At 74.0% G+C, this 19,368-nt stretch carries 16 protein-coding genes; 11 read left to right on the forward strand and 5 right to left on the reverse strand.

Annotated features, from left to right (window positions below):
• Positions 1-51 precede the first annotated feature (51 nt).
• Positions 52-1,008 (forward strand): DNA-3-methyladenine glycosylase 2 family protein, encoded by a 957-nt coding sequence (locus AB0O36_RS14245; RefSeq protein WP_365108891.1) that lies wholly within the window; start codon positions 52-54, stop codon positions 1,006-1,008.
• Between the two features lie 60 nt (positions 1,009-1,068).
• On the opposite strand, the gene AB0O36_RS14250 is transcribed toward AB0O36_RS14245, so the two are convergent.
• The 3 genes from AB0O36_RS14250 to AB0O36_RS14260 are packed head-to-tail and all read right to left on the reverse strand — an operon-like array spanning position 1,069 to position 3,870.
• A complete protein-coding gene (locus AB0O36_RS14250) occupies positions 1,069-2,385 on the reverse strand; it encodes a coenzyme F420-0:L-glutamate ligase (RefSeq protein WP_365108894.1) in 1,317 nt (438 codons plus the stop codon).
• Positions 2,382-3,335, reverse strand: coding sequence for a 2-phospho-L-lactate transferase (gene cofD, locus AB0O36_RS14255; protein WP_365108897.1), 954 nt, complete (start codon positions 3,333-3,335; stop codon positions 2,382-2,384). Before cofD ends, AB0O36_RS14250 begins: the two co-directional genes overlap by 4 nt.
• Positions 3,336-3,366: 31 nt before the next feature.
• Positions 3,367-3,870, reverse strand: coding sequence for a cysteine dioxygenase family protein (locus tag AB0O36_RS14260; protein WP_365108900.1), 504 nt, complete (start codon positions 3,868-3,870; stop codon positions 3,367-3,369).
• A 623-nt stretch (positions 3,871-4,493) separates the two neighbouring features.
• On the opposite strand from AB0O36_RS14260, the gene AB0O36_RS14265 reads away from it, so the two are divergent.
• From AB0O36_RS14265 to AB0O36_RS14275, 3 genes are all read left to right on the forward strand, one after another.
• Entirely contained in the window at positions 4,494-4,757 is a 264-nt protein-coding gene (locus tag AB0O36_RS14265) for a WhiB family transcriptional regulator (RefSeq protein ID WP_003983763.1), read from the forward strand.
• A 214-nt stretch (positions 4,758-4,971) separates the two neighbouring features.
• Positions 4,972-8,706 (forward strand): glycosyltransferase, encoded by a 3,735-nt coding sequence (locus AB0O36_RS14270; protein WP_365108903.1) that lies wholly within the window; start codon positions 4,972-4,974, stop codon positions 8,704-8,706.
• The gene (locus AB0O36_RS14275) at positions 8,703-10,214 is read left to right on the forward strand and encodes a DUF5719 family protein (RefSeq protein ID WP_365108906.1); all 1,512 of its coding nucleotides are present in this window, start codon (positions 8,703-8,705) and stop codon (positions 10,212-10,214) included. Before AB0O36_RS14270 ends, AB0O36_RS14275 begins: the two co-directional genes overlap by 4 nt.
• A gap of 78 nt (positions 10,215-10,292) precedes the next feature.
• Here AB0O36_RS14275 and AB0O36_RS14280 read toward each other — a convergent pair whose 3' ends face one another.
• Positions 10,293-10,742: a metallopeptidase family protein gene (locus AB0O36_RS14280; protein WP_365108981.1), complete on the reverse strand. Its 450-nt coding sequence runs from the start codon at positions 10,740-10,742 to the stop codon at positions 10,293-10,295.
• A gap of 181 nt (positions 10,743-10,923) precedes the next feature.
• Between AB0O36_RS14280 and AB0O36_RS14285 the strand changes: the two genes are divergently transcribed.
• The 6 genes from AB0O36_RS14285 to AB0O36_RS14310 all read left to right on the forward strand — a co-directional run bounded on the left by AB0O36_RS14285 (position 10,924) and on the right by AB0O36_RS14310 (position 17,526).
• A complete protein-coding gene (locus AB0O36_RS14285) occupies positions 10,924-11,352 on the forward strand; it encodes a DUF3499 domain-containing protein (RefSeq protein WP_365108984.1) in 429 nt (142 codons plus the stop codon).
• 78 nt (positions 11,353-11,430) lie between these two features.
• Entirely contained in the window at positions 11,431-12,795 is a 1,365-nt protein-coding gene (locus AB0O36_RS14290) for a phosphomannomutase/phosphoglucomutase (RefSeq protein ID WP_365108909.1), read from the forward strand.
• A gap of 762 nt (positions 12,796-13,557) precedes the next feature.
• A complete protein-coding gene (locus tag AB0O36_RS14295) occupies positions 13,558-13,740 on the forward strand; it encodes a Trm112 family protein (protein ID WP_365108911.1) in 183 nt (60 codons plus the stop codon).
• 121 nt (positions 13,741-13,861) lie between these two features.
• Positions 13,862-14,995 (forward strand): SIS domain-containing protein, encoded by a 1,134-nt coding sequence (locus AB0O36_RS14300; protein WP_365108914.1) that lies wholly within the window; start codon positions 13,862-13,864, stop codon positions 14,993-14,995.
• Between the two features lie 308 nt (positions 14,996-15,303).
• Positions 15,304-16,461 carry a mannose-6-phosphate isomerase, class I gene (manA, locus tag AB0O36_RS14305; RefSeq protein ID WP_365108917.1) on the forward strand — a complete coding sequence of 386 codons (1,158 nt, stop codon included), beginning with the start codon at positions 15,304-15,306 and terminating at the stop codon, positions 16,459-16,461.
• A 96-nt stretch (positions 16,462-16,557) separates the two neighbouring features.
• On the forward strand, positions 16,558-17,526 hold the full coding sequence (locus AB0O36_RS14310) for a cation diffusion facilitator family transporter (RefSeq protein WP_365108920.1): 969 nt from the start codon (positions 16,558-16,560) through the stop codon (positions 17,524-17,526).
• Positions 17,527-17,632: 106 nt separating this feature from the next.
• On the opposite strand, the gene lepB is transcribed toward AB0O36_RS14310, so the two are convergent.
• Complete coding sequence (gene lepB / locus AB0O36_RS14315) at positions 17,633-18,319, reverse strand: signal peptidase I (RefSeq protein ID WP_365108923.1); 687 nt, start codon at positions 18,317-18,319, stop codon at positions 17,633-17,635.
• A gap of 305 nt (positions 18,320-18,624) precedes the next feature.
• Between lepB and AB0O36_RS14320 the strand changes: the two genes are divergently transcribed.
• A partial coding sequence (locus AB0O36_RS14320) for an adenosylhomocysteinase (RefSeq protein WP_365108926.1) occupies positions 18,625-19,368 on the forward strand: 744 nt, incomplete at its 3' end.

Consider the following 19,368-nt stretch of genomic DNA (forward strand, 5'->3'; position numbering starts at 1 on the left):
GGCCGATTCGATCCGCTGACTCCCACCGCTGCGCGGGGTGGGCGGGTCGACGTGCCCGTTCCGCGTGTGGGGGCGCGCAGTGCGCACTCCGGGGCGAAGAGCCGGACCTGGGTGCCGGCCGAGGTCACCGATCTCGGGCTCACCCTGGGGCCGCTGCGGCGCGGGCCCGCCGATCCGACCTTCCGTACGACGGCCGACGGGTCGGTGTGGCGGGCCAGCCTGACCCCGCAGGGTGCCGCCACCCTCCGGGTGTCGCGGCACGGGGATGCCGTGGAGGCCGATGCCTGGGGGCCCGGGGCGGACTGGGTGCTCGACGGGCTGCCCGCGCTGCTCGGGGCCGAGGACGATCCGTCCGCGTTCGTCCCGCGGCACCGTCTGGTGCACGCCAGCCACCGCCGGCGCGCCGGGATGCGGCTCACCCGTACCGGGCTGGTGCTGGAGACCCTGATTCCCGTGGTCCTGGAGCAGAAGGTCACCACGGACGAGGCGTACCGCGCCTGGCGGCGGCTGGTCCGGCAGTACGGTGAGCCCGCCCCGGGGCCCGAGCCCGTGCCCGGACAGTGCCTGTACGTCATGCCCGACGCCCGCACCTGGACCTGCATCCCGTCCTGGGACTGGCACCGGGCGGGCGTGGACGCCAAGCGGTCCGGGACGATCATTCGGGCGGCGCGCGTCGCACGCCGGCTGGAGGAAGCTGCGCGGATGCCGCTCGCGGAGGCGACCGGGCGGCTGGAGGCCCTTCCCGGGATCGGGCCCTGGACCTCTGCCGAGACCTTGCAGCGCAGCAACGGCGCCGCCGACGCCGTCACCACCGGTGACCTGCACCTGCCCGGCATCGTCGGCTACGCGCTGGCCGGGAACGCCGACGCTGACGACGCCGAGATGCTGGAGCTCCTCGCGCCGTACGCCGGGCAACGCCACCGGGCGGCCCGGCTGATCCTGCTCTCGGGCCGGGTGCCGCCCCGCCGGACCCCGAAGATGCGGCGTACCGACATCGCTGCCTGGTGAGCCGCGCCGGCCCGGGCCCCGGGTCCCAGGTCCCGGGGACCGGGCCCCGGGGGCTCATCCTCAGCGGACCTCTATGAAGGTCTCCGCCGCGCGCGGCGGGCGTTCCGCCGGGGTGGTCGCCGCGTGGCCCACCGCGACCGCGCCCATCGGGTCCCAGTCCGCGGGCAGCGAGAGGACCTCGCGGACCACGTCGCGGCAGAACATGGTGGAGGACACCCAGGCCGAGCCCAGGCGCTCGCCGGCCAGGGCCACCAGGAAGTTCTGTACGCCGGCGCCCACGGCGACCACGAACATCTCGCGTTCCGCCGCGTCCCGCCGGGCGTCCCCGTAGTGGTGGGCGCCGTCGGCGACCAGGCAGGGCACCACCAGGTAGGGCGCGTTCCGCAGGACGTCGCCGCGGCGGACCCGTTTGGCGATGGATTCCTCCGGCTTGCCGTCGCGGCGGAGGTCCGCGATCCAGGCGTCCCGCATCGCGTCGAGCAGCCGCAGCCGGGACTCCGCCGACTCCAGCAGCACGAACCGCCACGGTGTGGTGTGGTGCGGGGCCGGCGCGGTGACGGCCGCGGCGACCGCCCGCCGGACCGCTCCCGGGTCCACCGGTTCGTCGGTGAAGGCACGCACCGTACGGCGCTGGGTCACGGCCTCCCGCACGGCCTCGGAGGTGCCCAGCCGGAACAGGTCCTCGGCGGGCGCCCGGACCAGCTCCCGGGCCGAACCCTCGCCCAGTACGCCGGTCAGGCCGCGTACGACCGCCACCGGGCAGCCGCTGGACTTGCCCTTCACCAGGTCGCCCGCGGCGGCCAGTTCGTCGGCGGTGGCCGTTATCGTCGCGCTCAGCGGGTTGCCGTGGGCGTCCGTGCCGCCGCGCAGGTCCTCCAGGACGCGTACGCCGGCGGCTCCGATCGCCACGTCCGTCAGGCCGCTGCGCCAGGGCCGGCCGAAGGTGTCCGTGACGACCACGCCGACCTCGACCGAGAGCAGGGCGCGCAGTCCGGTCCGTATCGACTCGGCGGAGGCGTCGGGGTCCTCGGGGAGCAGCAGGACCGTGCCGGCCGCCGTGTTCGAGGCGTCGACCCCGGCCGCCGCCATGACCAGCCCCTGCCGGTTCTCGACGATCCGGAGGGGGCCCCGGCGGGCGACCACCCGTACGGTCTCGGCGTCGATCGCGGCCTCGCGGGAGGCGGCGGCGAGGATCCGGCCCTCCGCCTTGGAGACGATCTTCGAGGTGACCAGCAGGACGTCCCCGTCCCGCAGACCGGGCGCGGCGGCCGCGATCAGCTTCGCCAGGTCGTCGCCCGGCTGTACTTCGGGGAGGCCGGGGACCGCGAACACCTCGTAGGAGGGTGCGGCCGCGGCGGGCGTGCCGGCAACGGTCACCGGGCGGCCTCCGCCAGGTCCAGCGCGGCCCGCGCCATCGCCGCGGTGGCGGCCAGGTCGGTCATCATCAGCGGTACGGCGCGGCACTCGATGCCCGCGGCGGTGACCTCGGCGACGGCGTCGGCGTCCGCGGTGTCCACCAGCCAGCCGTCCAGGAGGTCGGACCCGTAGTGCCGGGCCACGGCGGCGGCGGTGGACTCCACGCCGACCGCGGCCAGCACCTTGTCCGCCATGCCGCGCACCGGGGCCCCGCCGACGATGGGGGAGAGCCCGATGACGGGCGCCGGGGCCGCGGCGACGGCCTCGTGGATCCCGGGCACGGCGAGGATGCTGCCGATGGAGACGACCGGGTTGGACGGCGGGAAGAGGATGACGTCGGCCTCGGCCAGCGCCTCCGTCACGCCGGGGGCGGGCTTGGACGCCTCGGCGCCGACGGGTACGACGGCCTCGGCGTCCACCGAGGCGCGCAGCCGCACCCAGTACTCCTGGAAGTGGATGACGCGCCGCTCGCCGTCCAGGGTCACGGCGACGTGGGTCTCGACCCGGTCGTCGGACATGGGGAGCAGCCGTACGCCGGGCTGCCAGCGGTCGCAGAGCGCCTCGGTGACGGCGCTCAGCGGGTATCCGGCGGACAGCATCTGGGTGCGGACGATGTGGGTGGCGAAGTCGCGGTCGCCGAGCCCGAACCAGCCGGGCCCGACGCCGTACGCGGCGAGCTCTTCCTTGACCTTGAAGGACTCGTCGGTGCGACCCCAGCCCTGCTCCTCGTTGATGCCGCCGCCGAGGGTGTACATCACGGTGTCCAGGTCGGGGCAGACCTTCAGCCCGAACAGGTGGATGTCGTCACCGGTGTTGCCGATGACGGTGATGTCCGCGTCGGGGGCCGCCGACTTCAGTCCGCGGAGGAAACGGGCGCCGCCGATACCGCCGGCCAGAACAACAATGCGCATGAGGCGCAGTCTGCCACGGTCGTGATCACCGTCAGGCGGTTACGGGTTCCGCAGTGGCCGGGGTGCACCGGGGCATCTCGTGCATCGGCATCTCGGTGAGGCCGGGGAAGTACACGTGCAGGCTGACCGCGCCGTCGAGGGAGTCGTTGACGACCTCGTGGGAGTAGCCCGGGGCGAAGACGTGCTGGGTGCCGGGGGCGAGGGTGCGCGGGCCGCGCTGGCCGTGTTCGGTGAGCTCGCCGTCGAGGACCGTCAGCACGCCCGAGGAGCGGCCGTGGTCGTGCCGGCCGCTGCCCTGGCCGGGGACCCAGCTGAGCAGCCAGACCTCGTAGCCGGGGCCGGTGCGCAGCCGGTGGTACCAGCGGGTGGTGGCGTCGTACTCGACGAGGTGTTCCCACGCGGTGCGGTCGGCGGAGATCTCGCGGGCGAGGCCGATGAACTCGGCCACGGTGGTGGGGTGTTCCTTGGCGGGCTGGAGGAGGTGCGGGACCTCGAGGATGTCGCCGGCGATCTGGAGGTCGCTGTCGTTGTTCACGGGTTTCCTCGGCGGAAGTCAGTGGCGCGGAGCGCTGGGGGTGCTGTCGGGCGGTCGCGGGGATCGCGAGGGGTGCGGAGGCTTCAACAGCCGCGACAGCAACAGAGACCCTGGGCAGCACGCAGGAACCCACGAATGGGGGTCCGGGTGGCGGCTGCGGTCACTGACATGCGGACAAGGAGAGCGGTTCGGGGGCCTGACTGTCAACCCAATGTCCGGATTGCGAGAAAAGATTCACCTCATCCGGTTACTGTGCGCGGAGAAAGGTTTGTGCAGTCCCGGCCAGGGGATTGGCGCACCAGTCGCACCTGTAAACGTGCGCGGCCCGTCGTGACCGGACTGTGATCTCCGCCGCTTCTGTGGCCGGAACGCAACCACACCGGAGGGTGACGCGTCGGCTACGGATGCGACCGGTGATCAAGTCGACCCTGCGGCAAGTGTCACGATTTTTGGCGATATGAACACTTTCTGCATAGGCTTGGTTCCGCAGGGTGAATAAGGGGCCCAATAGCAGATCTCGGCTTGACTGCCCCGGATCCACACACTTGTAATTTCACTCGTGTTGTTCCGGCCAGACCGGACACGGCAACCACGGGGACGCACAGACAGAGCGAGGGGCGCACATGACCGAGCTGTTTCAGGAACTGCTGGTCGAGGAGGCGGACGAGGAGCTCGGATGGCAGGAGCGCGCTCTGTGCGCCCAGACCGACCCCGAGTCCTTCTTTCCCGAGAAGGGCGGCTCCACCCGGGAGGCGAAGAAGGTCTGCCTCGCCTGTGAGGTCCGCTCCGAATGCCTCGAATACGCCCTTGCCAACGACGAGCGCTTCGGCATCTGGGGCGGACTGTCCGAGCGTGAGCGCCGCCGTCTGAAAAAGGCCGCTGTCTGATCGGTCCCGACCGTCGAGCAGCACGCATTGCACACATAGCGAACAGAGCAAACGGTCCGCCTCCTGCACCTTCCCCGCTGGAGGCGGACCGTCGCATTCCAAGGGCTTGCCAAGGGCTAGTGTGGGGCGCTGTCCAGCCGACTCCGAGGGCCCGTACCCCCGGAACCACCCCGGACCCGTCCGGGGGACCCCCAGCCGGAGGGCCCGTACCGCGATGTCCCTGCACCCCCACCAGGCAACCACCGCCACAGAGGCCCCGGCCTTCCCCCGGCACGTCGTCACCGCCGTCCTGGTCGCCCACGACGGAGCCCGCTGGCTCCCGCAGGCCCTCTCCGGACTCCTCGGCCAGGACCGCCCCGTCCAGAACTGGATCGCCGCCGACACCGGCAGCGGGGACGACTCCGCCCGGCTGCTCGCCGACGCCCTCGGCGACGACCGCGTCCTCCACCTCGCCCGCCGCACCTCCTTCGGAGCCGCAGTCGACGAGGCCGCCCGCAACGCCGGCACCCTCACCCCCGAGGACCTCCCCTACCTCAAGCGCCCCAGCGGCTGGGACCCCGTCAGCCGCACCTGGCGCGACGACGCCTACGACCTCCCCGAGCTCCCCCACGGCGAGCCCGTCCAGTGGCTCTGGCTGCTCCACGACGACTGCGCCCCCGCACCCGACGCACTCGCCGAACTCCTCCGCGTCGCCGACGAGAACCCCGACGCCGGAATCCTCGGTCCCAAACTCCGCGGCTGGTACGACAGGAAGCAGCTCCTCGAAACCGGCGTCACCATCGCCCACAGCGGCCGCCGCTGGACCGGCCTGGACCGCCGCGAGCAGGACCAGGGCCAGCACGACCAGGTCCGCACCGTCCTCTCCGTCTCCACCGCCGGCATGCTCGTCCGCCGCGACGTCTACGACGCCCTCGGCGGCTTCGACCGCCGCCTCCCCCTGATGCGCGACGACGTGGACCTCTGCTGGCGCGCCCACCGGGCCGGCCACCCCGTCCTCGTCGCCCCCGACGCCGTCCTCCGCCACGCCGAGGCCGCCGCCCGCGAACGCCGCACCGTCGACTGCGCCGGCCGCGGCCCCTCCAGCCCGCACCGCGTCGACAAGGCCGGCGCCGCCTACACCGTCCTGGTCAACACCCCCGGCGCGGTCCTCCCCTGGGTACTGGTCCGGCTGGTCCTCGGCACCCTGCTGCGCACCCTCGGCTACCTCGTCGGCAAGGCCCCCGGCCAGGCCGTCGACGAGTTCACCGGACTCCTCGGCACCCTCCTGCGGCCCGGCCGGATCCTCTCCGGCCGACGCAGACGCGGCCGCCCGGCCGTACCCGCCAAGGAACTCAGGCAACTGTTCCCGCCCCCCGGCGCGACCCTCCGCGCCAACGTCGAGCAGCTCGCCGGCCACCTCGGCGCCGGTCGCGACACCGACACCGCCGCCGGCCGGCACGGCGGCGGCCTCGAATCCGGCCCCGGCGGCGACGACGCCGACTACCTGCACATCGAGCAGTTCGGCCGCCTCAAGCGGATCGCCCGCAACCCGGCCCCCGTCCTCTTCGCCCTCCTCCTGCTCGTCTCCCTCGTCGCCTGCCGCTCCCTGCTGGCCGGCGGCACCCTCATGGGCGGCGCGCTCCTGCCCGCCCCCGCCGGAGCGGGCGACCTCTGGCGCACCTACGCCGACGACTGGCACCCCCTCGGCACCGGCTCCACCGCCGGCGCACCCCCCTACCTCGCCGTCCTCGCCGCGCTCTCCGCCGTACTGCTCGGCTCCACCCAGGCCGCCCTCACCCTGCTCCTGGTGTGCTCCGTCCCGCTCGCCGGACTCACCGCCTACTTCGCCTCCCGCCCCCTGGTCGAATCCCGGCTGCTGCGCGCCTGGGCCGCCGTCGCCTACGCCTTCCTCCCCGCCGTCACCGGAGCCCTGGCCGGCGGCCGGCTCGGCACCGCCCTGCTCGCCGTACTCCTCCCGCCGATCGCCCGCGCCGGCGTCTCCGCGTACGGACTCGCCGCCGGGGGCGACCCCGAAGGGGACCGCGGCAGCCGGCGCGCGGTGTGGACGTACACCCTGCTCCTCACCCTGGCCACCGCCTTCACCCCGGCCCTCTGGCCGCTCGCCGCCGCCCTCGGCACCGCCGCCGTGGTGCTCCGCCGCGCCGAGTGGAAGACGTACGCCGCCCGCCACGCCGCCGTCCTGGCGACCCCGCTGCTGGTCCTCGCACCCTGGTCGCTGACCCTGCTCACGCACCCCGCCCGCTTCCTCCGCGAAGCCGGACTCCCCTACGGCAGCGGCGCCGCCACCGCCCTCGACCTGCTCGGCATCAGCCCCGGCGGCCCCAAGACCGGCGGCGGGCTCCTGCTCCTCGGCATCGTCCTCGCCGCCCTGGCCGCGCTCCTGCGCGAGGAACGCGGCTTCGCGGTCCGCACCGCCTGGGCGGCCGCCCTCGCCGGCCTCCTCCTCGCCGTCCTCACCAACCGCAGCGGCTGGGCCGGCCCCGCCACCCTCGTCTACGGCCTCGCCCTGCTGGCCGCCGCCGCCCTCGGCGCCGACGGCGCCAAGGACCGGCTCGCCGCCCACGGCTTCGGCTGGCGCCAGCCCCTGGCCGCACTCATCGGCCTGGCCGCCGCGGCCGGCCCGCTGCTCGGCGCCGTCGGCTGGACGACCGTCGGAGCCGACGGCCCGCTGGACCGCCGCGACCCCGTACAGGTCCCGGCCTTCGTCGCCGAGGAGAGCGGCACCCGCGACCAGCCCCGCACCCTCGTGCTCGGTGGCACGTCCGCCGCCGTCTCCTACACCCTGGTCCGCGGCTCCGGCGGCCGCCTCGGCGACGCCGAACTCGCCGCCGCGACCGGCGGCGACCAGCGCCTCGACAAGGTCGTCTCCAGCCTGGTCGCGGGCTCCGGCGCCGACCAGACCGACCAGCTCGGCGCCTTCGCCGTCCGCTACGTCCTGGTCCGCGACGGCGCCCCCGAGCGGTTCCACCAGGTCCTCGACGCCACCCCCGGCCTGAGCCGGCTCAGCCAGCTCGACGGCAGCGCCCTCTGGCGGGTCGACCGCCAGGTCGCGCGCGCCGTGATCCTCTCCGGCAAGCCCGGCGAGGCCCCGATCCCGGTGGCCGCCGGCCCGGTCGACGTCCACACCACGCTCCCCGCAGGCGGGCCCGGCCGGACCCTGCGCATCGCCGACCGCGCCGACGCCGGCTGGAGGGCCACCCTCGACGGCGAACCGCTCCGGGCCAAGACCCTCGACGGGTGGGCCCAGGGCTTCGAACTCCCCGCCGACGGCGGCCGCCTGGACCTCACCCACGCCGACTCGGCCACCGGCACCGCCTGGCACTGGGCCCAGGCCGCGCTCGCCGTACTGCTGCTGGTGCTGGCCCTGCCGGGCCGCCGCAGGCAGCTCGACGACGACCTCCCCGACGAGGAGGCCACCGGCCCGGACGGATCGGCCGGCGCGGAGTACGGCGAGGGCCGCCGGGCGCGCCGCCTGCGGGCCGGAGCCGGGGCGGGAGCAGCGGACGGCGCGGACGGCGGTGACGGTGCCGGCGCGCCGGTCACGGCCGACCCGTACGCCGAGATCCCCGCGCAGGTGCCCTACCCGCAGGACACGTACGGCTACGACTACGCGGGCACGGAGGACGCCGACGCCGGTGGGTACCCCGCCGGCCCGGCCGCCCCTGCGGGCCCGCACGGCGTCCACGACGGCGCACCCGGTGACCCCGGGCAGGCGCAGGACCCGGCGTACGGCGCATACCCCGGGCAGCAGCAGCCGTACCCGTACGCCTACGACGACGCCGCCCCCTACGGGCAGTACGACCAGTACGGCGGACCGTACGGGCAGCACGGGCAGCAGGAACACCACAGCGGACACGAGCAGTACGAACAGCACGGGCAGCAGTACGACGCATACGGACAGCCGATCGGCCATCAGCGGCCGCGTCCGGACGGGAGCCACCGGCAGTGAAGCGCGCACCCCTGACCCTCGCCGCCGCGGCCGCCGCACTCGCCGCCCTCACCGGCATGGCCGCCCTCACCGCACCCGACGGCACCGCGGCCACCGGCGCGGCCCCGGCCGCCGCCCGCCGGCCCGTCGAACGTTCCGCCCTGGTCTGCCCGTCGCCCTCCGGCTCCGACATCGCGGAGACCGCCTACACGGCCGTCACCCCGGCCGGCGGGGCCCGCGGGGTCGGCGGACAGGGGGCGGCCCGCCTGGTCGGCGCCACCAAGGAGCAGAAGCAGGTGCTGGAGCTGAAGGAGGCGGGCAAGCCGGTCGGTGCCACCGCCTCGGGGGCCGAGGCCCCGGCGCTGACCGGGACCGCCGACGGCGCCCTCGCCCCCGGCTGGACCGCCCAGCAGACCACCAAGGTGTCGGTGGGGCAGGCCCGGGGCCTGCTCGGACTGGCCTGCACCCCGCCCGGCACCGACTTCTGGTTCCCGGGCACCGCGACCTCCCAGGGCCGCCAGGACTACGTCCACCTGACCAACGCGGACGACTCCCCGGCGGTGGTGGACATCGAGCTCTTCGGCCCGGAGGGCCGCGCCAAGACGGAGCAGGGCAGCGGGGAGAACATCCGGGTCGGCCCCAGGTCCTCGGTCCGGGTCCTGCTGAGCACCCTGACCTCCGAGCAGCTGCCGGACGTCACCACCCATGTGACGACCCGTTCGGGCCGGGTCGGGGCGTCCGCGCAGGTCATGGAGGACGGCGTCGGCGCCGACTGGCTGCCGGCCTCCGCCGACCCCGCGGGCTCCCTGGTGCTGCCCGGCATCCCGGCCGACGCGACCTCGGTCCGGCTGATTGCCCATGCCCCCGGCGAGGAGGACGCCGACCTGCGCATCAAGCTGGCCGGGCCGGGCGGCTCGATCAGCCCGGCCGGGAGCGAGCAGCTGCACGTCAAGGGCGGGATGACCGCCTCCCTCGACCTGAAGGACGTCACCCGCGGCGAGCCGGGCTCCCTGGTGCTGACGCCCGCGGACCCGGGGAAGTCCGTCCCGGTGGTGGCGGCGGTCAGGGTGGTCCGGGGCACCGGGGCCAAGCAGGAGCTCGGCTTCGTCCCGGCGGCCGGCCCGGTCGGCGCACGGGCCACCAACGCCGACAACCGCACCGACCAGGGGGCCACCACCCTCTCACTCACCGCGGTGGGCACGGACGCCAAGGTGCGGGTCACCGCCTCGGCCGGCACGCAGGGCGGCGAGCCGGCGAGCCAGGAGTACACGGTGAAGGCCGGCACCACCATGGCGGCGGTACCCCCGCCGGTGCCGGGCGGGGGCGGCAAGGGACCGTACGCGCTGACCGTGGAGACCCTCTCGGGTGGCCCGGTCCACGCGGCGCGCACCCTGTCGCTGCCCCACGAGGGCATCCTGTTCTTCACCGTGCAGCCGCTCACCGACGACCGCGGCACGGTCTCCGTCCCCGAGGCGTCCCAGGACCTGACGGTCCTGGACGACGACCGGAACCGGACGGGGCGGGAGTAATCCGGGAAGGGCGAGTCCGGGGAGGGCGAGTCCGGGGGACGGCCTCAGCGGGGGCGACGGCCTCGGGAGGCGAGGGCCTCAGTCCTGCCCGTACCGGGGGTCGACGGTCTCGGGCGACAGCCCCAGCAGCTCGGCCACCTGCTCCACCACGATCTCGTGCACCAGCAGCGCCCGGTCGTCGCGGGTCTTCGAACGGATCTCCACCGGCCGCCGGTAGACGATGATCCGGGCCGGCCGGCCCTCGTCCGGCTCCACCAGCCCGCCCAGCGGCACGGCCTCGTCGTTCCACCCGGTGTCCGCGCCGCCCGGCGCCCCCGGGACCTCCGCCACCATGAACTCCACCTCGGCCAGCTGCGGCCAGCGCCGCTCCAGCCGCTCGACCGAGTCCTGCACGAGATCCCCGAAGAGCTCGGCCCGGCTCGCCGCGAGGGGTACCTGAGGGGGTGCCACCGGCCCGCGCATGCCGCGGCCGTGCCGGTCGCGTCGGCGGGGGCGGGGCTCGGTGGGCTGCGTCGGCGAACTGTCCATCACCTCGGCAGGGTAGCCCTCCACCGCCCCCGAAGGGACCGATTCCGCCGCCGGCGAGCGGATGTCACACACGGGACATTACGGGCGGGTCCGGAGGGTGGTGCCGGCCGCGCCCGGTGCGTGAGAGGCCCCGCTCCGGGCCGGCCACCGTCGCGATCACGCCACGACACGGGGGAGTGAGCTGACCCGGAGTCGTCGCGGCCCGGTCAAGAGTGCGGTACCGTCCAACGTCGTGAGCCTTGTACGTCGCTGTTCGCGCACCGCGTGCGGCCGCCCTGCCGTCGCAACACTGACGTACGTCTACGCCGATTCGACCGCAGTCCTCGGCCCGCTCGCCACCTACGCCGAACCCCACTGCTACGACCTGTGTGCCGAGCACTCCGAGCGCCTGACCGCCCCGCGCGGCTGGGAGGTCGTACGCCTGTCCGACGGTTCCGCGCCGTCCCGCCCGAGCGGCGACGACCTCGAAGCACTGGCCAACGCCGTGCGCGAGGCGGCACGTCCGCAGGAGCGGGCGGCGGAGGCCGGCGGCAGCGGCCGGACCGGCGCGAGTCCGAGGAACGAGACACGCCGCGGCCATCTGCGCGTACTGCGCTCGCCGGATTCCTGACGCTTTTGTGCCGCTGAACGCCCCGGCGGGGCAGGGTAGGTTGTCCGGACGGACAGGACCCCAGGTGGAGGGCAGGCAGTGGCTGCGGATCTTTCGAACATCGTCAAGGCGTACGACGTGCGCGGAGTCGTTCCCGACGATTGGGACGAGTCCCTCGCGGAGCTGTTCGGGGCGGCGTTCGTCGAGGTCACGGACGCTTCGGCGATCGTCATCGGCCATGACATGCGGCCCTCGTCGCCCGGTCTGTCCGCGGCCTTCGCGCGGGGCGCGGCCGGCCGTGGCGCCGACGTCACCCTGATCGGCCTGTGCTCGACCGACCAGCTGTACTACGCCTCCGGCGCGCTGGGCCTGCCGGGCGCCATGTTCACGGCCTCCCACAACCCCGCGCAGTACAACGGCATCAAGATGTGCCGGGCCGGCGCGGCCCCCGTCGGCCAGGACACCGGTCTCTCCGACATCCGCGCCCTGGTGGAGAAGTGGTCGGAGGCCGGCGCCCCCGCCGCGTCCGACACGCCCGGCACCGTCACCGAGCACGACGTCCTCGCCGACTACGCGGCGCACCTCCGCGGCCTGGTCGACCTGGCCGCGATCCGCCCGCTGAAGGTGGTCGTGGACGCGGGCAACGGCATGGGCGGCCACACCGTCCCCTCGGTCTTCGAGGGTCTGCCGCTGACCGTCGTCCCGATGTACTTCGAACTGGACGGCACCTTCCCCAACCACGAGGCCAACCCGCTGGACCCGAAGAACATCGTGGACCTGCAGGACCGGGTCCGGACCGAGGGCGCCGACCTCGGCATCGCCTTCGACGGCGACGCCGACCGCTGCTTCATCGTCGACGAGCGCGGCGAGGGCGTCTCCCCGTCCGCGATCACCGCCCTGGTCGCCGCCCGCGAGCTGGCCCGCAACGGCGGCACCGGCACCGTGATCCACAACCTGATCACCTCCTGGTCGGTGCCGGAGGTCGTCAGGGAGAACGGCGGCACCCCGGTCCGCACCCGCGTGGGCCACTCCTTCATCAAGGAGGAGATGGCGAAGACCGGCGCGATCTTCGGCGGCGAGCACTCGGCGCACTACTACTTCAAGGACTTCTGGAACGCGGACACCGGCATGCTGGCCGCCCTCCACGTCCTCGCCGCCCTCGGCGGGCAGGACGGTCCGCTCTCCTCCCTGGTCTCCTCCTACGAGCGCTACTCCGGCTCCGGCGAGATCAACTCCACGGTCGCCGACCAGGCGGGCCGCCTCGCCGCGGTCAAGGAGGCGTACGCCTCCCGCGAGGGCGTCGAACTGGACGAGCTCGACGGCCTGACCGTCTCCGCCGCCGACTGGTGGTTCAACGTCCGCGCCTCCAACACCGAGCCGCTGCTCCGCCTGAACGTCGAGGCCCGCGACGCCGAAACGCTCACCCGCATCCGCGACGAAGCCCTGTCCCTGATCCGCGGCTGACCGCCTCCGCCGAGGCCCGAGCGGGCGTTCCGCCGTGCTCTGCCCGCCCGAACCTCCACGGAGGCCCGGGCGGGCACTCCGCCCGGCTCCACCCCGCGCCTCCGCCGAGGCGCGCGCGCCGGCTCCGCCAAGGGCGAGGCCGCCGACTCCGCTCAGGTTGGGGTGAGGGCGCCGGCTCGGCCGAGGTTGTGGGCAGGCGTTCCGCAGGGCTTTGCCCGGCCCTGCCGGGGCGCATGGCTCCGCCCAGGGTGAGGGCGTCGGCTCGACCGAGGTGTGGGCAGGCGTTCCGCAGGGCGGAACGGGTGGGCACACCGGAACACCGCTCCGCAGGCTCGCTCTCGCTCGGCCGAAGCCCCGCTCGGCTCGGCCGAAGCCGCGCCTCTCGGGCAAAGCACCGGCTTCGCCGCAGCGATGGCTCGCTCCGCCCGAGCGCCCCGAGCCCGGACACCGGCTTCGCCGGCCCCGGCGCGGCGTGGCACCGTCAAGGCCCGCCCCGCCGGGGCCGCTCTCAGGCACCCGCACGGCGGCAGCGTGCAGCTGCCGAGGCCCGCCCCGCCACGGCAGCGCCCAGGCCCCCGCGCGGCGCGGCGACCAGCCGCCAACGCCCGCCCCGCCGGGGCACGGGCAACGGCCGCGCACGCACACCGCGGCGGGGTATCGCCGACCGGCCGACCGGCGGAGCCGTACGGCGGTGCAGCCAAAGGGCCCTGGCGGTACGCTGACCAGGCCCAACCTCATACGCATCCGAAGGGACGGACCCTCATGCCGCTCGAAGCCGGCCTCCTGGAGATCCTCGCCTGCCCCGCCTGCCACTCCCCCCTCCAGGACGAGACCAAGGCCGAGACGCCCGAGCTGATCTGCACCGCTGCCGACTGCGGCCTGGCCTACCCGGTCCGGGACGGCATCCCGGTCCTCCTCGTGGACGAGGCCCGCCGCCCGGCCTGAGCCCCCGCCCCGGCCCCACCGGCCGCGCGCCGCGCCCCACGGGCCGCGCCCGCGAGCCGCACGCCGTGAGCCGGGATCCGAGATCCGAGAGCCCGAGAACTCAACCGACCGGAGGCCCCGCATGCTCGACGAGTCGCTGCTCGACGCACCGGAAGACCTGGCCCGCGCCGACCGCCGCGGACTGCTGCGCGGCGCGGCCGAAGCCGGGGCCCGGGTCCGTACCGCGGCCCGGCACGCGGCCGAGGCGGGCCTGGGCGACCTCCGCCCGGACGGCCGCCCCCGGTCCGTCCTGATCGCCGGCCCCGGCACCGCGGCCACCGGCGTGGCGGACCTGCTCGGCGCCCTGGCGGGCGCCTCGGCACCGGTGACCCGCCTGCACCCGACCGGCGTCGCGCACGCCGCCGGTGCGCTCCGCTGGGCGCTGCCCGGCTGGGCGGGCCCCGTCGACCTGCTGCTCGTGGCCACCACCGACGGCACCGAACCCGGCCTCGCCCAGCTCGTCGAGCAGGCGTACCGCCGCGGCTGCAGCGTGGTCGCCGTGGCCCCGCCCCGGTCCCCGATCAACGAGGCGGTGCAGGCCGCGCACGGCCTCCTGGTGCCGATGGCCAAGGCGCCGTACGAGGACTACGACGAGAGCGCCGCGGCCGGCCCGGGCGCCCTGTGGGCCCTGCTCACCCCCCTGCTCGTGCTGCTCGACAAGGTCGGCCTGATCACCGCCGCCCCCGACACCCTGCAGCTCGTCGCCGACCGCCTCGACCACACCGCCGAACGCTGCGGTCCGGCCATCGCGACGTACAGCAACCCCGCCAAGACCCTGGCCGCCGAGCTCGCCGACTCCCTCCCGCTCATCTGGAGCGAGGGCCCCGGCGCCGCCCCGGCCGGCCGTCGTTTCGCCGCCACCCTCGCCGAGCTGGCCGGCCGCCCCGCGCTCGCCGCCGAGCTGCCCGAGGCGCTGCCCCGCCACGGGGTCCTGCTCGCCGGGGCCTTCGCGGCCGGAGCCGACCCCGAGGACTTCTTCCGCGACCGGGTCGACGAGCCCCAGGCCCTGCACGCCCGGGTGGTCCTGCTCCGCGACCGGCCCTCCGGCGGCCTCACCGCCGCCCCCGCGGCCCGCGAACTCGCCCTCAGCCACGACACGGCCATCAGCGAACTCGAACCCGAGGAGGGCGGGGAGCTGGAGCAGCTCGCCGAGCTCCTCGCCATCACGGACTTCGCCACCGCCTACCTGGCGCTGGCGTCCGGAGGCCGCCCCTGAGGGCACGTACGTCCAACGGCGCCAAGCAACACGCACGAGGCACCAAGCAACACGCACGACGGCACCACGCACGACGGCATCACGCACCACGCACCCGCGTACGCACCAGGGACCCCGGCCCCGCACCACTCGAAGCAGCAGCACCACCGGCACCACCGGCAACACCGGAACCACCGGCCATACCGGCACCACCGCGCGACCAGCGCGCGTACAGCGCACCACCGCACCAGGCGCGGCAGCACACCCGCGAACCCGCGCACTCGTGCACCGCCACGCCGCCCACACCGAGGAAGCCAGGAAGACCACCGATGGACCGCCTGACGAACACCGTCCGCCCCTACGCCTGGGGCTCCACCACCCTGATCCCGGAGCTCCTCGGCAACCGGCCGACCGGCGAACCCCAGGCGGAGATGTGGCTGGGCGCGCACCCCGGCGCCCCCTCGCGCCTGGACCGCGGCGCCGGTGAGACCTCCCTGTCCGAGCTCATCGCCGCGGACCCCGAGCGCGAGCTCGGCGCCGCCGCCGTCGCCAAGTTCGGGCCCCGGCTCCCCTTCCTGCTCAAGATCCTCGCGGCGGGCGCACCCCTCTCCCTCCAGGTCCACCCCGACATCGCCCAGGCGCGGGAGGGCCATGCCGACGAGGAGCGCCGCGGCATCCCCATCGACGCCCCGCACCGCAACTACAAGGACGCCAACCACAAGCCCGAACTCATCTGCGCGCTCACCCCGTTCGACGGACTGTGCGGGTTCCGTCCGGCGCTGGAGTCCGCCGACCTGCTCTCCGGGCTCGGCGTCGACTCCCTCAAGCCGTACGTGGACCTGCTGCACGCCCACCCCGAGGAGGCGGCGCTGCGCGAGATGCTGACGGCCGTCCTCGGCGCGGACCGGGAGGAGATGGCCGGGACCGTGGCCGAGGTCACCGCCGCCGCCACCCGCCTCGGCGGCGCCTACGCCCCGTACGCCGACCTCGCCCACCACTACCCGGGCGACCCGGGCGTGATCGCGGCGATGCTCCTCAACCACGTCCGACTCCAGCCCGGCGAGGCCATGTTCCTCGGCGCCGGCGTCCCGCACGCCTACATCAGCGGCCTCGGCGTCGAGTTGATGGCCAACTCCGACAACGTGCTGCGGTGCGGCCTGACCCCCAAGCACGTGGACGTGCCCGAACTGCTGAGGATCGTGAAGTTCGAGCCCTCCGATCCGGCCCTGCTCCGCCCCGAGGGCGACGGCGAAGAGGTCTACGAGACCCCGATCGACGAGTTCCGCCTCTCCCGCTTCGACCTGGCCCCGGCGGCCGCCCCGGTCCACGTCCCGGACGGCACCCCGCAGATCCTGCTCTGCACGGCCGGTTCGGCCCGGGTCGGCGAACTGACCCTGACGCCGGGCGGATCCGTCTTCGTCCCGGCGGGCGAAAAGGTTGAACTGTCCGGGAATGGCACGGTCTTCCGTGCCACCGTCATCGCCTGACGCACCGTCCGCATCGCGGACTGCAACAATGTGCGGCCGTACCTGTGACAGCAGGGTCAGCTTCAGGTTCAGGGCCAGGAAAGGACATCCGCACTCATGAGCGCGTCGGGCGGTACCAGGGCGATCGTGGCGGCACTCGCCGCCAACCTCGCCATCGCCGCAGCCAAGTTCGTTGCCTTCGTCTTCAGCGGCTCCTCGTCGATGCTCGCGGAAAGCGTCCACTCGCTGGCGGACTCCGGAAACCAGGGCCTGCTGCTCCTCGGCGGCAAGAAGGCGCAGCGCGAGGCGACTCCGCAGCACCCCTTCGGGTACGGGCGCGAGCGCTACATCTACGCCTTCCTGGTCTCCATCGTGCTCTTCACCATCGGTGGCATGTTCGCCATCTACGAGGGCTACGAGAAGGTCAAGCACCCGGAGCCCATCGAGGCCTGGTACTGGCCCGTCGGCGTCCTGGTCTTCGCGATCATCGCCGAGGGCTTCTCGTTCCGCACCGCCATCAAGGAGTCGAACGAGATCCGCGGCAAGCTCACGTGGACCCAGTTCATCAGGCGGGCCAAGGCCCCCGAGCTCCCCGTGGTGCTCCTGGAGGACTTCGGCGCGCTCGTCGGCCTGGTCCTCGCCCTCGGCGGCGTCGGCCTCGCCCTCCTCACCGGCGACGGCGTCTGGGACGGCATCGGCACCCTGTGCATCGGCGCCCTGCTCATCCTGATCGCGATCGTGCTGGCAGCCGAGACCAAGTCGCTGCTGCTCGGCGAGGCCGCGGGCGCCGAGGACGTCGAGAAGATCAAGGCCGTGCTGGTCGACGGGGAGACCGTCACCCGTCTGATCCACATGCGCACGCTGCACCTCGGCCCGGAGGAGCTCCTGGTGGCCGCCAAGATCGCGGTCAAGCACGACAACACCGCGGCCCAGGTCGCCCACGCGATCGACGCCGCCGAGGAGCGGATCCGTACGGCCGTCCCGATCGCCCGCGTGATCTACCTGGAGCCGGACATCTACAAGGAGCCCGCCGGCGGGGACGACGCCCAGAACGGCTCCGCACCCGCCGGAGCCCAGGCCGAATAGCCCGGAGTCCGTGGCCCGAGCCCGTATCGGGCACCGAGCACGAGGAGGCCCCCGCGAGCACCGGCTCGCGAGGGCCTCCTCCGTTCTTCCCGACGCCCTTGCGGCGTCATTCGGGGATCGCGGACCCCCACACCGGCGGCACCGGCGCGGGCTTCCGGCGCTCCACCAGCCAGGCGATGCCCAGCCCGGTACCGGTGAGCAGCAGCCCCGCGGAAAACAGCAGCAGCAGACCCCCGACCATGAGGGCGGTCGGTCCCGCGGGCCACTCCACGCCGATCACGTCCGACACCGGGACCGTTCCGTCGTTCTCCTCCAGACGCAAGCGGGAGTCGTACGAGTTGCCCCGGCGGTCGCCCATCAGGAACAGCCGGCCTTCCGGGACGGTCACCCGGAACGGGTCCGGGGTCGCCGCCACCGGGTCCCCGCCGCGCAGGTAGGGCTCCTCCAGTGGCTTCCCGTTCAGGGTGAACCTGTCGGCGCCCCGCTCGTACGCGATCACGTCACCCCCGACCGCGACCACCCGCTCGATCACGTTCCGGTTCTCACCCCAGGCAGACCCCCGGAACAACACGATGTCCCCCCGCCCGACCTCCCGCCCGTTCCGGAAGGCGATCCGGTCACCGCGCGCGTACGCGGGTGACATGTGCTCGCTCTGCAACTGCGTGCCGGTGACCAGGGACCGCCCCAGTACGAAGATCCCGCCTCCCAGGACCACTCCCACCAGCAGCAGTACGAGTGCGGCGATCCCCAGCCCCCGCCCGGGTCTCCGGACCCGTATGCCGTCCTCTTCCATGAATCCCATCCCTGTGCATGACGTTCCGTGCGCATGGGCGCGCGCGAGGAATCGTACGGAGCCCCTGGAAGCCCCCGAACGGCACGCGACTTGTCCCCTGACCGGCTGGGGTCCGCTGGGCCGATCGGTGTAGATTCGTCAGCAGTGCCAGACGTCGCTGCTGATGGCAGGCGGGCGGTCCCGGTGACCGGCCGAGGGGAGAGAGGGCCTCCGACGGACTGCGCCAGGTGTGCCGTTCCGGAACCTCCGGCCCGGTGCACGGCTCAGCCGTACCCACCCTCTCGAACCACGAGGAGCAGCACGCAATGGACTTCAAGGTCGCAGACCTCTCCCTTGCCGTCTTCGGCCGCAAGGAGATCACCCTGGCCGAGCACGAGATGCCGGGCCTGATGTCGATCCGCCGCGAGTACGCGCAGGCGCAGCCGCTGGCCGGCGCCCGGATCACCGGCTCGCTGCACATGACCGTGCAGACCGCCGTCCTGATCGAGACCCTGGTCGCCCTCGGCGCCGAGGTCCGCTGGGCCTCCTGCAACATCTTCTCCACCCAGGACCATGCGGCCGCCGCCATCGCCGTCGGCCCGAACGGCACCCCGGAGAACCCGCAGGGCGTCCCCGTCTTCGCCTGGAAGGGCGAGACGCTGGAGGAGTACTGGTGGTGCACGGAGCAGGCGCTGACCTGGCCGAACACCCCCACCGGCGGCCCGAACATGATCCTGGACGACGGCGGTGACGCCACCCTCCTGGTGCACAAGGGCGTCGAGTTCGAGAAGGTCGGCGCGGCCCCGGACCCGTCCACCGCGGACTCCGAGGAGTACGGCCACATCCTCACCCTGCTCAACCGCACCCTCGGCGAGAGCCCGCAGAAGTGGACCCAGCTGGCGTCCGACGTCCGCGGTGTCACCGAGGAGACCACCACCGGTGTCCACCGCCTCTACGAGATGATGTCCGAGGGCACCCTGCTGTTCCCGGCGATCAACGTGAATGACGCGGTGACGAAGTCGAAGTTCGACAACAAGTACGGCTGCCGTCACTCCCTGATCGACGGCATC

The organism is Streptomyces sp. NPDC089799, from assembly GCF_040684755.1.
In the GTDB taxonomy this organism is placed as follows: domain Bacteria; phylum Actinomycetota; class Actinomycetes; order Streptomycetales; family Streptomycetaceae; genus Streptomyces.

Excerpts from the sequence above, each read along its gene's own strand:
- cofD (WP_365108897.1), bottom strand. The coding sequence starts at position 3,335 with ATGCGCATTGTTGTTCTGGCCGGCGGTATCGGCGGCGCCCGTTTCCTC.
- AB0O36_RS14265 (WP_003983763.1), top strand. The coding sequence starts at position 4,494 with ATGACCGAGCTGTTTCAGGAACTGCTGGTCGAGGAGGCGGACGAGGAG.
- AB0O36_RS14270 (WP_365108903.1), top strand. The coding sequence starts at position 4,972 with ATGTCCCTGCACCCCCACCAGGCAACCACCGCCACAGAGGCCCCGGCC.
- AB0O36_RS14280 (WP_365108981.1), bottom strand. The coding sequence starts at position 10,742 with ATGGACAGTTCGCCGACGCAGCCCACCGAGCCCCGCCCCCGCCGACGC.
- AB0O36_RS14295 (WP_365108911.1), top strand. The coding sequence starts at position 13,558 with ATGCCGCTCGAAGCCGGCCTCCTGGAGATCCTCGCCTGCCCCGCCTGC.
- AB0O36_RS14300 (WP_365108914.1), top strand. The coding sequence starts at position 13,862 with ATGCTCGACGAGTCGCTGCTCGACGCACCGGAAGACCTGGCCCGCGCC.
- manA (WP_365108917.1), top strand. The coding sequence starts at position 15,304 with ATGGACCGCCTGACGAACACCGTCCGCCCCTACGCCTGGGGCTCCACC.
- AB0O36_RS14310 (WP_365108920.1), top strand. The coding sequence starts at position 16,558 with ATGAGCGCGTCGGGCGGTACCAGGGCGATCGTGGCGGCACTCGCCGCC.
- lepB (WP_365108923.1), bottom strand. The coding sequence starts at position 18,319 with ATGGAAGAGGACGGCATACGGGTCCGGAGACCCGGGCGGGGGCTGGGG.